General features: G+C 30.5%; 13 protein-coding genes and 1 pseudogene. 8 read left to right on the plus strand and 6 right to left on the minus strand.

The window, feature by feature from the left end; all coding sequences use genetic code 11:
* Positions 1–80 precede the first annotated feature (80 nt).
* Both QO263_RS07250 and QO263_RS07255 read right to left on the minus strand, forming a co-directional pair.
* Positions 81–977, minus strand: coding sequence for an IS3 family transposase (locus tag QO263_RS07250; protein ID WP_285629232.1), 897 nt, complete (start codon positions 975–977; stop codon positions 81–83).
* Positions 970–1446 (minus strand): helix-turn-helix domain-containing protein, encoded by a 477-nt coding sequence (locus QO263_RS07255; RefSeq protein ID WP_285628211.1) that lies wholly within the window; start codon positions 1444–1446, stop codon positions 970–972. Before QO263_RS07255 ends, QO263_RS07250 begins: the two co-directional genes overlap by 8 nt.
* 920 nt (positions 1447–2366) lie before the next feature.
* Here QO263_RS07255 and QO263_RS07260 point away from each other — a divergent pair.
* The 4 genes from QO263_RS07260 (at position 2367) to QO263_RS07275 (ending at position 6282) form a co-directional block, all read left to right on the plus strand.
* Entirely contained in the window at positions 2367–2744 is a 378-nt protein-coding gene (locus QO263_RS07260; protein ID WP_285628213.1) for a hypothetical protein, read from the plus strand.
* Between the two features lie 105 nt (positions 2745–2849).
* Positions 2850–4793 carry an ABC transporter permease gene (locus QO263_RS07265; protein WP_285628216.1) on the plus strand — a complete coding sequence of 648 codons (1944 nt, stop codon included), beginning with the start codon at positions 2850–2852 and terminating at the stop codon, positions 4791–4793.
* A 1-nt stretch (position 4794) separates the two neighbouring features.
* Complete coding sequence (locus QO263_RS07270) at positions 4795–5634, plus strand: ATP-binding cassette domain-containing protein (protein ID WP_285628219.1); 840 nt, start codon at positions 4795–4797, stop codon at positions 5632–5634.
* A gap of 3 nt (positions 5635–5637) precedes the next feature.
* Positions 5638–6282 (plus strand): ABC transporter permease, encoded by a 645-nt coding sequence (locus QO263_RS07275; protein ID WP_285628221.1) that lies wholly within the window; start codon positions 5638–5640, stop codon positions 6280–6282.
* Positions 6283–6913: 631 nt separating this feature from the next.
* Here the strand turns inward: QO263_RS07275 and QO263_RS07280 are convergent.
* Positions 6914–8425: an IS1182 family transposase gene (locus QO263_RS07280; RefSeq protein WP_285628223.1), complete on the minus strand. Its 1512-nt coding sequence runs from the start codon at positions 8423–8425 to the stop codon at positions 6914–6916.
* Positions 8426–8531: 106 nt separating this feature from the next.
* Here QO263_RS07280 and tnpC point away from each other — a divergent pair.
* Positions 8532–9302: pseudogene (tnpC, locus tag QO263_RS07285) on the plus strand (IS66 family transposase); the annotation flags it as partial.
* 229 nt (positions 9303–9531) lie between these two features.
* Complete coding sequence (locus QO263_RS07290; RefSeq protein ID WP_285628225.1) at positions 9532–10191, plus strand: hypothetical protein; 660 nt, start codon at positions 9532–9534, stop codon at positions 10189–10191.
* Positions 10192–10225: 34 nt separating this feature from the next.
* On the opposite strand, the gene QO263_RS07295 is transcribed toward QO263_RS07290, so the two are convergent.
* Entirely contained in the window at positions 10226–10657 is a 432-nt protein-coding gene (locus QO263_RS07295) for a hypothetical protein (RefSeq protein ID WP_285628228.1), read from the minus strand.
* A gap of 396 nt (positions 10658–11053) precedes the next feature.
* Here QO263_RS07295 and QO263_RS07300 point away from each other — a divergent pair, with 396 nt between their 5' ends.
* Both QO263_RS07300 and QO263_RS07305 read left to right on the plus strand, forming a co-directional pair.
* Positions 11054–11605, plus strand: coding sequence for an RNA polymerase sigma factor (locus tag QO263_RS07300; protein WP_285628231.1), 552 nt, complete (start codon positions 11054–11056; stop codon positions 11603–11605).
* On the plus strand, positions 11598–12293 hold the full coding sequence (locus tag QO263_RS07305) for a DUF4367 domain-containing protein (RefSeq protein WP_285628233.1): 696 nt from the start codon (positions 11598–11600) through the stop codon (positions 12291–12293). The genes QO263_RS07300 and QO263_RS07305 overlap by 8 nt, the downstream gene beginning before the upstream one ends.
* Before the next feature lie 192 nt (positions 12294–12485).
* On the opposite strand, the gene QO263_RS07310 is transcribed toward QO263_RS07305, so the two are convergent.
* Together QO263_RS07310 and QO263_RS18995 are read right to left on the minus strand one after the other, a co-directional pair.
* Complete coding sequence (locus QO263_RS07310; protein ID WP_352169330.1) at positions 12486–13457, minus strand: transposase; 972 nt, start codon at positions 13455–13457, stop codon at positions 12486–12488.
* Positions 13411–13791, minus strand: a complete 381-nt coding sequence (locus QO263_RS18995) for an IS110 family transposase (protein WP_285622916.1) — start codon at positions 13789–13791, stop codon at positions 13411–13413. The genes QO263_RS07310 and QO263_RS18995 overlap by 47 nt, the downstream gene beginning before the upstream one ends.
* Positions 13792–14079: the final 288 nt, after the last annotated feature.

Genomic DNA, 14079 nt, shown 5'->3' on the forward strand with positions numbered 1-14079 from the left:
TCTTACCTGTTTTTTTATTTAGAGGAATGGAGACCAAGGGGACAGGAATGATCTGACCCCAAAAAGTTGGACATTTTGAATTAAGCTACTGATAAGGATTGAGCTCTATATTGGATAGGGCTTAATCCTTTTAGTTTGGTCTTTATTCTGTATTTATTATACCACTCTATGTAATCTATTAGTTCTCTCTTAAAGTGATCTGTATCATCAAATTTTTGAAGATATAGTAATTCTGATTTTAACAAACCAAAAAAGTTTTCAATTACTGAATTGTCCAAACAGTTTCCTTTTCTGGACATACTTTGCTTTATTCCTAGTTGTTTTAATCGATAACTGTATCTTTTGTGTCTGTATTGCCACCCTTGATCTGAGTGAAATGTTAAACCTTCTAAGTTTTTATGCTTTTCAAATGCAATATCAAGCATCTCCATTACTTGCCCGAAGTGTGGTCTACTTGTAATAGAATAACTAATGATCTCTCCGTTAAACAAATCTAGTATTGGTGATAGGTATAATTTTTCCCCGAATAGTGAGAACTCTGTTATGTCTGTAACCCACTTTTGATTAGGTTTTTCTGCTGAGAAATCTCTCTTCAATAGGTTTGATGCTGCTTCTCCTACTTCACCTTTATAGGATTTATATTTTTTCATTCTCACTTGGCATATGATATTTAGTTCTTTCATAAGTTTTTGTACAGTTTTGTGATTAATTACAAAGCCAAAGCTATTTAGGGACATAGTTATTCTTCTATAGCCGTATCTACCTTTACTGCTATCATATATTTCCCTTATCTTTTCTTTAATTTTTTCATATTTATCTGGTATGTCGAATCTTTTCATATGGTAGTAAAATGTTGACCTTTTTAATCCTGCAACTTCTAGCAGGGTATTTAGATCGTGTTCATGCCTTAAAGAGTTTACTACCTGTGCTTTTTCTTTGTTTTTAAGCTCATTTTTTCTTCCTTTAAGGCTATAGATTTTTTAAGTAGGCAACCTCTGCTTTAAGCTTTTTGATTTCTAATATTAATTTATCTTCTGTAGCATTATCTAAGGAGTCCATATTTATTTCATTTTTATCTTTTTTCATACCTTGTTTTTGTGATCTTCCACGTCTTTCAGTTAAAAGACCAACTTCTCCTTCCTCATTATATATGCGTTCCCAATTTTGAACAGTAGTTGTACCTGGTATTCCAAACAGGGCAGATACCTGGTCTAGGGATAGATGGTTATTATGCATATATTTTACTACTTCTATTTTAAATTCACCAGTATATTTTCTAGGATTCATAGAAAAGCTAGCTTCTCCATGAATATCATAGCTATTCCACCATCTTGCAATGGTAGATTTAGAAATACCTAGTTCTTTTGAAACAGCTCTTATTGAATAATTTTCGTTTTGAATTAATCTGATAGCTTTAATTTTATCTTTTTTATTATATTTGCTCATTTAAAAATGCACCTCCAAAAGTTAATTTTATTGTCTAACTTTTGGGGTGCACTTCAGAACCTCGGCTCTTATGATGTGCTTAGCATGGGTGTCAGCTTGGCGGTGAAAGACAATTAGAGCCTGGTAATAGCAACCATTGGCGGCCTATTTATATAAAATGATAGATTGATTCTAGTTTTACTTTTCCTTTTAGCTTAATAGTCCCTCCTAATCAACAACTTGACAGTTTCGATTATTATCAAATGATATTTCAGATGCTGTAGTATATTGTTATATTACCTTTTATTGCATACTAATATTAATGAACTAACAAAGTCTTAGATCAAAAAAGCCAAAATTACTAAAGACTCTAAATCAGTTATTCTTGACGCCATTTTATCACCTCCAGTTTACTGTTATAACCTCAACTATGTTTACACATGTAACCTATGGCTGTCAATAGAAATTTTTAAAAAAGTGTCACAAATCATCTCTTGTTTTGGTTATATATATGAAGACTAAAATAAATAAGGAATATGAGAAATCTCTAAAATCATGTCGTTTATGCCTTTTGAACGACCGTTTATGCCAAAAGGCTTGTACTAAAAATAGAACTGTGGTACTTTTGAATCAAATAAGAAGAGATTAGATGATGGAGATAATGTAGGTTAATTGAAACATTGATGAAAAGCTTGATATGAAAGCAATAATGATATCTGATAAATCAAAAGAAGGAAAAGAGAAATACTAAGTAATTTATTAACAAAAGACAGTTTATAAGGGTGATAAGGAGACCAGCAAATAATCTCCTAATCCCCTATACTTTGTACTGAGGATATAGGGTTAGGCTTACTTTTTAATGGCTATATATGCATATATAAATATAGAACTAAATGGTGCATCATTTAGTAAAAAAACAATAATTTTAAGGAGGTTTAAAAATGCAGAAAAATAAGTTGGCTAAGTTTTTAGCATTATGCTTCGTTTTAGTATGTTTATCAGTTAGTGTAAATGCTGAAAGTACTACTGTTTACTTAAAAGCTGATCAATCATCAGTTACATCAAGTACTATAGGCCTTAATGATTATGTAAACTATTATGCAGCTAATTCACCTAACTCTTTATTTGGTGTATATGCTATTGTACATCGTTCTTTTCCAGGCAAAGGTTGGATTAATGTTAGTGAATCTCTTATGGATGCCGGCACTAGCTCTTCAGGAAGAGTAGATGAAGATGAAGAGGCAAGCTGGAAATTAGAGCTTAATCCCTGGGGATGGGGTTTTGTAGGATGTGAAGCTGTAGGGGAAATAAAATATTAGCTACAAAAATATTCATTAACTTTATTTTTTAAACTATACTATTAGATGGTGAAGAGATTCCCCATCTAATAGTATTTATAAATATTATTAAAAGGAGAAATTACAATGCTTTCCTTAGTAAAAAATAATCTTAAGCTGTTTTTTAAAAACAGGTACTTATCATTAGGATTTATCGCATTTTTCGTTATAATAAATGCATATTTAATTGAAGGCATGTATAAGCTGTCAATTCATAAAGATGCTTTATATTATCTTCAAATTAGTCAAAAATTGAGTATAGTATATTTCATTTTTTTCCTATTTGTATCCTATGAATATTTAATGAAAAGTAAAAATGATCATATATTAGAATGCTTTTTAACTATGGATAGAGGAATACTAAAATTATATATTTCTAAACTCATAGTCTTAATAATGATCATACTTATAATGACTTTAAATGTAATGGTATATAATTATATTTCATACTTTGCAACGAACATAAAATCAATATCCTTTGCATATCATGTATTTTTAAATAATCTCTTAAATGTTTTTTTAGTATCATTTTTAGGTAGTTGTATTGGAATTATAATTTCTCTATATCTAAAAAAGTTTTTGGCATACCTTCTAATGATATTTTTGGGGATTTTAGTAAGCCCTATTTCTGAATTTGTGCCTTATGTTTTCTTCATGGGGTTTGGGATAGATATATATCCTCTTAGAGAGATATTTAATATTTTGCCACCAAACTTAGATTGGTTTGAAGAAACGCTTTATGGTTTATCTATAGAACCTTATAGATGGAATCTGCAAGCCTTTTGGACATGCCTTCTAAGTTACTTTATTCTATTGAAGTTCAGAATTAAAAAGTCAAAACTACTAAACTTTATAACTATGTCTTTACTGTTATTTTCTGCTTTCAATTTTTATTTATATACAAACTCAGGTAGCATAGTAAAGAAAGATTATAACCCTAAGGGGTATATTGCTTTTGATGAATTATATTATAGGCATGATGTACAAAAAGAAGAAACCGCAGACTTTAGTATATCAGCTTACAGTATGGAACTAATTATAGACAGGCAATTATATAGCGATATAAAAATTTCTTTAAATGAAAAGAAGCCTTTAGATAGTTATAAATTCACATTATATAGGAATTATAAGGTTAAGAAAATACTTGATAAAGATAATAAAATATTGGAATTTAAAAGGGATGGAGACTATTTAGAAATATTAAACCCTACTTCTGATAAACTAGAAGAAATAAGAATTACTTATAGTGGATACAGTCCAGTATTCTATAGTAACTCACAGGGTGTTTTACTTCCAGGTAGCTTCCCCTATTATCCAATAGAAGGATATAATAAAATATATATAAAACAACAATCAGTATTTATTCCAATAGCAAGAGAATATAACGTTAATTTTGATGCAACGATAAAATCTAAACTAGATATTTATTCTAATTTAAATAAAGATAAAAATAACTTCTCTGGCAAAGCACAAGTAATGACTTTAGTTGGGGGATTTGTAGAGGAAAAGAAAGTAGGAGATAATACCTTTTATAGTTTAGTACTAAAAGAGCAAGATATTACCACACTATTAGAAGTTGACAATTTATTGAAACCTTATATCAGTATATTTCCACATATTGAGAGACTTAATATTATGGATAAAAAGGTTTTTCAAATACCAGGTACATTTTACTATAAAGTATTAGGGGGTGGAATAGTTAGCTATAGCGACCATATTTTTGTGCGTGGCTTAGATAAAGATAATTTAACATATGGCTTTTTGCAGTCTACTATTCCCCAAGACTCTCAGAAGATGGAAATTAAAAATATGTTTTTTGAATATTTAATATATGAGGATAGAACTTTTAACATACCTAAAGTACAGTTTGGAGATGATAAAGCTTTTGAATTGCGTAGGTTGTTTTTTGAAAAAGTAGAGGAATTAGGTGAAGACTATGTTATTAAGAGTATTTATGATTTTTTATGCGATAAAGATGATAGAAGAGATCCAATTAGCTTTATTAGAAGCTTAACAAAAGGAGGTCTTTAGAGTGTTAGAAATTTTGGATTTAGATAAATCATTTAAGAAAAAAGAAGTATTGAAAAATATATCTATAAGTCTTGATCCTGGAGTATATGGACTTTTAGGTCCAAATGGATCAGGCAAAACAACATTAATAAGATGTATAGTTAATCTTTATAACATCAGCAAAGGGAGTATAAAATTCCAAGGCATTGAAATAAAGAATAATGGTTCTTTTGCAGAAAGCATTGGCTATCTCCCCCAAAAATTTGGATTGTTCAAAGAACTGACTGTATATGACAACCTCCAATATTTCAGCGTATTAAAAAAAATACCTAAAGATTCTATAGATCTTTATATTAAAGAGATTCTCAAAATAGTAAATCTAGATGATAAAGTCAATGATAGAGTATCAACCTTATCCGGTGGTATGATTAGGAGACTGGGGATTGCACAAGCAATGCTTGGGGAGCCCGAGATAATAATCTTTGATGAGCCAACTGCCGGTCTTGATCCAGAAGAAAGATTAAGATTTAAAAACATATTATCCTCTATTAAGAAAAATAAATTAATTATAATCTCTACTCACATTGTGGAGGACGTTGAAGCATGCTGCAATAAATTGATAATTATGAATGATGGAAGAGTGCTAAAAACAGGCAGCTGCCAAGAAATTATTTCTATGGCTGATGAAAAAGTTTTTGAGGTAAAAGAAGGTACTAATATTGACCCTGATTGCTATATTCAAAAATCTTTTTTAAAAAATGAGGAGAAATTTTTACGGGTACTTTCAAATAAAAGACTAGGATATGAGTCTTTAAACCCCACTATAGAAGATGGGTATATGTGTATAATAAAGGGTATATAGCTTATGAATATTCAATTAATATATCTTTCCTTCAAAAATTTAAAATTTTATTATTTTATTCCCTTGATTATTTTATATATTTTTCTTCCTGTTTTGAATATTGGCATGGTGGCTATGTCCGGAGATTTAGAAAGCTCTTATATGTTGATATTTAGAGAAACCGAAAAATATATACCTATTATGTCTATATGGTGGATTACTTTTATATTTAAAGAATATATATCAGAAGACGGAAATGAAGTCTTGTACTGTATTGAAAGTCATGGTAAAGTAAAGGTCTTTGAAATACTCATAATATATCTTTTGTATATTATACATGTAGGAATATTATTTCTAGTTTATAGTATATTTTGGGATAATATCTTTTTTGAATTTTTAAAAACAGCTATTCAATGCTTTTTTTTCACATCATTAGCATATATGCTAATATATACGCTGAAATCAACTATTATTAACTTTATGTTCTTACTTATCTACGAACTATTTGCAATTTTTATAAGATCTGAGCTTACTACATATATAAGTATATTTGAAAATGGAAATAGAGTAACAATTCATGCTATTATAACAAAGTACTTAGTAGTACTATTGCTATCAGTTGTATTTTTAGTAATCGGTGTATATAAAAATAAGAGATTCTATTTCTAATTAAAAGCGTATTTTTTGTTTGGATTTTTGCTAATAATTTGGGCGAAATTGTTTGTAATCTTAATTCACTATTATATTTGAATTTATTTTGTCTAAAGAGAAGGTTTTGTTTGCTTTGAGTGGGCTTAATAAACTTAAGCTAAAATGAAGAAGCAAGGGGATGAAGTGCTGATTAGCCCCCTGCTTTGTCTCTAATCCTTACCGCCTGAGTCAAGTCTTAGATAGACCAAGGGGACAGGAACCTTGGCTCTTATGATGTGTGGCAGTTTGACGGTGAAAGGCCGTTAGAGCTTGGTAGTCGCGACCATTGGCTAAAAACAAGGGCGTCCATCGTTAGGTGAAATCAGTATCATTTTCACTTTCAAATATTGACTGCTATTTATTTTCCCTAGCATAACATGACAGATTCTGGTTTTACTTTTCCTTCCAGCTTAATAGTCACTTTTAATCAACAACTTGACGTTTCCGATTATTATTAAATGACATTTCATATGCTGTAGTATATTGTTATATTACTTTTTATTGCATACTAATATTAATGAATTAACAACGTCTTCGATTAAAAAAAGCCAAAGTTCCCGTCAGACCGTGCAAAAATGGATACCTGTTCCAATGTAATTACCGTAGTCTTTTATGCTATGAGCTGTTTAATGTTACCAAATAATATTGCATGTTTGGAAAATAGTGGGTTAACGGGTGCCTTTTTACCTGTTAACCTCCTTATTATTTCTCTTATACCTAGTATATTTATCACTCTTTTCATATCATAGGCTAAAAAGGCCAAAGAGGCCTCCGCCTTCACTGACTCTAAGCCTCTTGTCAGAAAATACGTAATTCCAAATCCTCTTTTTACTGTTCCAAAGGGATGTTCTACAATCATTTGTCTCTGTCTGTAGAATTCCTTGTTTTCTGAGGTCCTTTCATCGACTATGTCTAGGCAATCTTGATCTATAGACCTTCTTATTCGTCTTCCTTTCGTATCTTTTGTACATTTATCTTTAAATTCACATTTACCGCAAGCCTCAAAATTTCTATATACTATTTCTTTTGTGTTTTCATCTATAGGTTTCTGTCTTCTGGAATAAAGCCTTTCTCCTTTAGGGCATATATAGACGTTTTCTTCCTTATCATATTTAAATTTATCTAAATAAAATTCTTCTTTCCCTGTAGAGTTTGGAAATACCTGTTTTGCAACATAGGTGATTATGTTTTCCTTTTCACATATTTTTAAATCCACTGCATTGTAATATCCTTTATCTGCTAGGGTTTTAAGTTCTTCTACATCAAATATTTCTTTTGCACTTTTAGCCATTTTGCTTAACATCCCATGGTCAGTCGGGTTATTTATGACATCACAATCTACTACTAATTTATGCCTGCCATCTACTACAGTCTGAACATTATAACATACATCGACCCCATTGTTATTTACGGCCATTAGCCTTGAGTCTGGATCTGTTGTTGATGTTTCTGTTGTTTTGCCATTTTCTATTTCTTCTTTATATGCCTCGTATTTTTCCTTTCGTTCTTTAAGTTCCCTAATTTTCTCTTTAATTTCTTCTTTGTTTGGTTTACGGTCAAGGGATTCTTTATCATCATTTTCTTCTATTTCTGCCATGTATTTTTCAGTCTTTTCTTCTAAATATTTAATCTTACGATTTAGACTTTTGGTGTTAAAGTTGTTTTTCTTGGAATTAGAAGCTCTAAATTTAGAACCATCAACGGCTACTACCTCTTTACCAAAAAGATCCCATTCTTTACATAGAGCTACAAATTGTTTAAATACTAAATTTATGGCCTCTTTATTATCTTTTCTAAAGTCAGATATTGATTTAAAATCTGGAGTTAATCTTCTTAGTAGCCACATCACTTCTATATTTGTTTGAGTAGCCTTTTCTAATGTTCTTGATGATGTTATTCTATTCATATAACCATAAATATATAGTTTAAGTAAATCTTTCGGATCATAGCTAGGTCTGCCTTTATCTTTAGGCACTGCATTTTTAAAGCCTAGTGCAATCATATCTAATGATGCCACGAATGCGTCTATTATTCTCACAGGATTATCTTCTGATATATAGTCATCTATATATTCAGGAAATGCAATCTTACTTTTTCTATTTATTCCTTCTATATATCTCATGCTACCACCCTTTCTTATGATATCATGGGTAAATTGTAGCATATTTGACCTTAATTATGTCAACCATTTGTTGGATTTTCTACACTGTCTGCCGTCCCCTTGGCTTCATATGTGGCTTTACGCTACAGGAATTCATTCTCCGCAGATTTTCTTGTATGAATATCAACCTTCCAGAGCAAGCAAACATCCAAAGGAATTCTTAAAAGGATTCAAAGGATTTCTCCAAACTGATGGATACCAAGGTTACAACGATGTATTGGATGTTATCCAAGTTGGCTGTTTTGCTCATGCAAGACGAGGCTTTACAGATACATTAAAGGCATTGCCTAAAGACTCCATTGTATCTAGAACAAATGCTCAGGAAGGAGTTGATTTTTGTAATGAACTCTTTAGAATTGAGAGAGTCTTAAAAAGTTTATCACCAGAAGAACGATATAAGAAACGCCTAGAACAAAGCAAACCAGTTCTTGAGGCTTTCTTGTCATGGCTAAATATAAAGAAAGGACAAGTATTACCAAAGAGTAGTCTAGGAAAAGCTATTAGCTATTGTCTAAATCAATGGAGTAAATTAGAATCATTTATGTTAGATGGCAGATTAGAAATAAGTAACAATAGAGCTGAACGAGCTATAAAGCCTTTTGTTATAGGAAGAAAAAACTTCTTGTTTTCAAAGTCCCCTAAAGGTGCTACCGCATCTGCTGTGGTATATAGTGTTATAGAAACAGCAAAAGCAAATGGATTAAATCCATTCTACTATTTAAATTATCTATTTGAAAAGTTACCTAATGTAGACCTAGAGAATATGGATCAATTAGATAAATTATTGCCTTGGTCAGATTCAATACCTGAGGACTGTAAAATTCCTAATAAGTATTAGATTATCATAACATCTTCATCTTTAAAAGGTGGGGTAGTTTTGACGCTTACTTATAGATTGTCTTTGCGTTCAAATGTAAGGTCTTTATTACAAACTACATAGATAGATTTTTGTTAATAATGTTGCATCAAATATAATAATTATTTTTAAAAAATATGCAACATTTCAATATATTAATGCTCTTATAGTTGAGAGAGATGAAAAAATATTATAAGTAAGAGGTGGTTGTGTGAAAAAGAGAATCATGTTATTTGTATTACTAATTGTTATCTTAATACCTAATTTAGTTCTAGCCCAAGAAATTGATGACGTTGGCAAAGTTAACAAAGTAGTAATCTATAAGAATCATATGTCAGAAAGTGAGAAACAAGCTGAACGCGATAGACAAGTAAAAGAACATTTAGAAAAATTGAATTTTGGCAAAGATTACAAAATTGTATTTGGGGATGATAGCATTCGTCCTTTTAATGATCCATCTGACTATAAACATGAATATGGAACTTCTAAAATAGCTGTTGCAGGAGGGTTTGCTGGTGGTCAAGGATCAGCAGGATATAGGTTTCCTACTGGAGGAGGATTTTGGTATACAGATAGTGGAGGACCAACTGCATCTATATCAGTTTCTTTCCCCAAACCTTTTGAATCTGTTTCCTTTAGTGTTAATTTAGGGGAAAAAGGGACAACTGGACAGTATGTCAAAGTAGACCCAGACTCAAACAATTATTATAAGCTATATGTAGAAAAGGAATATGAAGTTACACCTTATGTAATATATAAGTGGACATGGATAGATGATTTCACAGGATACCAATGGGTTAAATGGAGTGCAGGATATACAAAAATACATTTAGGAACTACAGCTTATCCGAAAATAGTAAGAAGTGTATGATGAGATTAAAGAAATAGATGACAATTTTGAATTGTCATCTATTTCTTTTTACATTTACAAATAATGGTTCGTAAGAAACTCTAGAGTATGCTAAAACATCACTTCGTTTTCTATCATAAAAATGAAACTTTTCATTACTATATATTATATATTCATCTGTATTGTCACTTTTTAGAATATATATATTATCATAAATATTTTCATAAGTTCCTTCATCTAACATTTCGAACTGCTTATATCTATAAAAATTACCTGTTATAAAAACAAAGTACTCATATTCAGGATATTGCTGATTTCCATTTTCTATACCATAAGTTCCTTTAATATTACCTTTTATTAAAAACTTATCTAATTCATTTTTAAGTTTTATGTTGTAAAAAGCTGATATAAGCAATAAAATAGTTAACACTAAAATCTTACTATTTTTAGATGAGAATGATACGATTTTAGAAATATTTTTTTTCATACCACAACCTCCTATAGGTATGATTATAAAATAAAGTGTAATAATAATCAACGCTAATTTCCAGAGCCAAGGGGACAGGAGGAGACTATTTTTTCAGTGGTTTCGGACAGGAACCTTGATCCTTGTAGCTTTGCAAAATAGTCATAATCCATAAAAAATGTTTTGCTTTCTTCACTCATGTATTTTATAAATTGAGATTTTACTTCTAAATTATTTTCTATTTTAGGAAAGCACTAGCGGTCTGTTTATTGATATATCTATAGTTATTATGATTATAGATGTGTAATAAATTTCATAAATAGTAAAATATTTTACGCTGGTGACAATATAAGGTATAATAATTATATTAATAGTGTAGATGTTTCGATTCTGAATATAAGTAATTGAGGTGAGAGAATGTTAATATACTTGACATTGATAAATAAAGAATCCAATAGAACAAAGTTCGAACAATTGTATTTAGAATATAGACATACTATGTTTTATGTAGCTAATAGTATATTAAAAGATGAATATTTAGCAGAAGATGCAGTACATAAGGCATTTATGAAAACAATTGACCATTTAGAAAAAATAAATGAAATAAAGTGTCACAAAACTAAAGGTTTTTTGGTTATTATAGTAAAGAATATTTCAATAGATATGTATAATAAAAGGAAAAGAGAGAATAGAATGTTGCTAGATGAGATAAGTAATTTTTCAAACAAGTCTCTGGCTTCTGAAGAAAAGCTGCTTGAAGATTATGATTATAGCAATTTATTAAAAAAGATACTAAAGCTTCCACCAAATTATTCTAATATATTGCTGCTAAAGTATGCTCATGGATATACAGATGAAGAAATAGCAGATATATTAGATATATCTAATGTAAATGTAAGAAAAAGAGCAGAAAGAGCTAGAAAAGTTTTGTTGAAGCATTTAGAAGAGGGAAGTGATGCAGATGAGTAGTGAGAATGCCTTAGATAATATTCTAACCATGATTTTCAAGGAAGCTGAGTTAATCGTATTAGATAATATTTCTGAAAAAGAATCGAAAGAAAAACATGCATTTTCTGAAAAATTCAATGACAAGATGGCGAAGCTAATTGCTTATGAAAAAAGAAGATCAAGAATAAAAAACACATTATATTATTTTAAGAAAGCGGTATCTATATTCTTGATTGTACTTACAGTAGTTTTTGCTTCAACTATGAGCGTAAAAGCTTGGAGAGTTAAGCTATTTAATACAATAATAAATATATTTGAAAAGTTTTCAGAAATCAGATATGAGAATGTAGATAAAGGAGTAGATAGAATTGAAGATAATACTTTCTATGCTCCAGAATATGTACCTGATGGGTTTAATATAGAAAAAGAAGATATAAATTTCTTCGGACAGCTAATAATCTATAAAAATAAAAACGGAGAGGAAATAGTATTTGAACAATATAAACTAGAGCACAGAAATATGATAATAGACACAGAAGGAACAGAATTAGAGCCTATATCTATTAAGAAATTTGAAGGTTATTTTTATAGCAATAAGGGAACAAATAATATCTTTTGGGATGATGGATATTGCGGTTTTATCATTTCATCATCAATTAATAAACAAGAAATAATAAAAATAGCGAAGAGCATAAAAACAAAAAAATAAAAACTTTTTTAAAAAGTGTCACAAATCATCTCCTGTTTTGGTTATATATATGAATAACAAAATAAGTCCAGCTAAGAATTGTCAATAAGTAATTTAAAAATATTTGATATACCAGTTGCGCTAAAAAAGGGTAACGTTAACAAGCCTTTTGAGTGATTATCAAAAAACAAAAATTTGAAATATAGAATTTCACTATGCAGCGATGTCGCATTTCGCTTTTAAGTAATTCATTTGATGTTGTTCTGGAGTGATGATTTCAAATTCTTTTTCATCACGTAAAATTGCAAATACAATATTGCATACTTTGTGCATAATTGCTCCAAGAGCTACCATCTTAGGTTTGCACTGACATTTTTTAAGATAGTATTCACGTAAAACAGAATTGTTAGCAGATCCATTACGATTTAACCCAATACTGACTAAAGCCATGGTGTGTATTACTCTTCTAGCAGTACGCGAACCACGTTTTGACATACTAATTTTGCTGCCATTAAACTTGCCAGATTGCTTTACCGCCGGGTCTAGACCAAAATAAGCAAAAAGCTGTTTAGGCGAATGAAAAGCAGAAAAATCTCCGATTTCACCCATAAGGCTTACAGCAGAAAGAAATCCTGCACCTTTAAAGGATTCAATGAGGTGTATCTGTTTTACAAATTCAGTATCCTCGTTAGCATTCACGAGTTCATGCATATCAGAGAGTATGGTTGAGATTTCTTCATCATACTGACGGATAAAACGAATATATAGAAGAATACGCTTAAAGTTGCTGCTTACTGAATGACCAAAAGTCTTTGCATCATTTGCTGCCTGAATAATTGCATTATACTTGTTTTCAGCATAAGTAAGACCAAAACGTGCAGTAGAGCGAATGGAAAGAATTATTTCATCTTTAGAAGCGTTTAAAAAAGCATCTGGTGAAGTATATTTTTCCAACAAGGTCAAAGCAGTATTTGTAGTTATTTTAGAAAAAATATTTAAAAACTGAGGAAATACCATCCGCAGTTCACCTTGGAGCTTATTAACATAAGCAGAGCGGTTATCCATCAGATCATAATATTCTCTTGAAAGATTTCTTAAATCAAGTACAAGGTCTGATGGCATAATAGAAACTTTTAAATCAGGCTTTAAACCAATTAATGCAGCTTTTTGAATCAAATTTATCATTATGTACTTTTCTAATGTTAATATTTGTGCTATTCTTAGTGATGATAGGATTAATGATGGATACCAAAAATCCCTTATCACGAAGATAGCAGAAGAGTGGGTAATGATAAATTCCCGTGGATTCGAGGAAAATGCGACTTTCCAAAGAATACAGCTCTTCTGCTTCTTTGATTTTAGAAACAGAAGCAGCTAGGGAATTTAAATCAGAATGTAGAATTTTGAAAGGTTTTCCTACAAAGGTTTGGTTAGGTAGTGCAATAGACATCCAGCTAAAGTCAGCACCAACATCAATACCAACCGAAATAAAAGAATCATATTTAATAATGTTTGACATGATCTACAGCTCCTTTCTGATAGGAATCCATTTCCAAGCAATGAGTACACATCCTAGCATGTGATACAGGTATAGCCTGAGGCTCCCAACCAGCCAAATCATAAAACCTCATTGAATGGACTAATTGACTTAATCGTAGGTATAGGTCAGTAGAAACTGACTTCCCAAGGAGATGAACATTCTTTATCCTATCCGTAAAGATTATACTTTATGATAGGTCTGGAGTCTACCAGGAACCGTCAGACATGTTAATTTAAGAAGTAACGTCTGATGAAGGAAGAACTCCTT

Origin of the sequence: Proteiniborus sp. MB09-C3, assembly GCF_030263895.1 — a bacterium.
GTDB lineage: Bacteria > Bacillota > Clostridia > Tissierellales > Proteiniboraceae > Proteiniborus.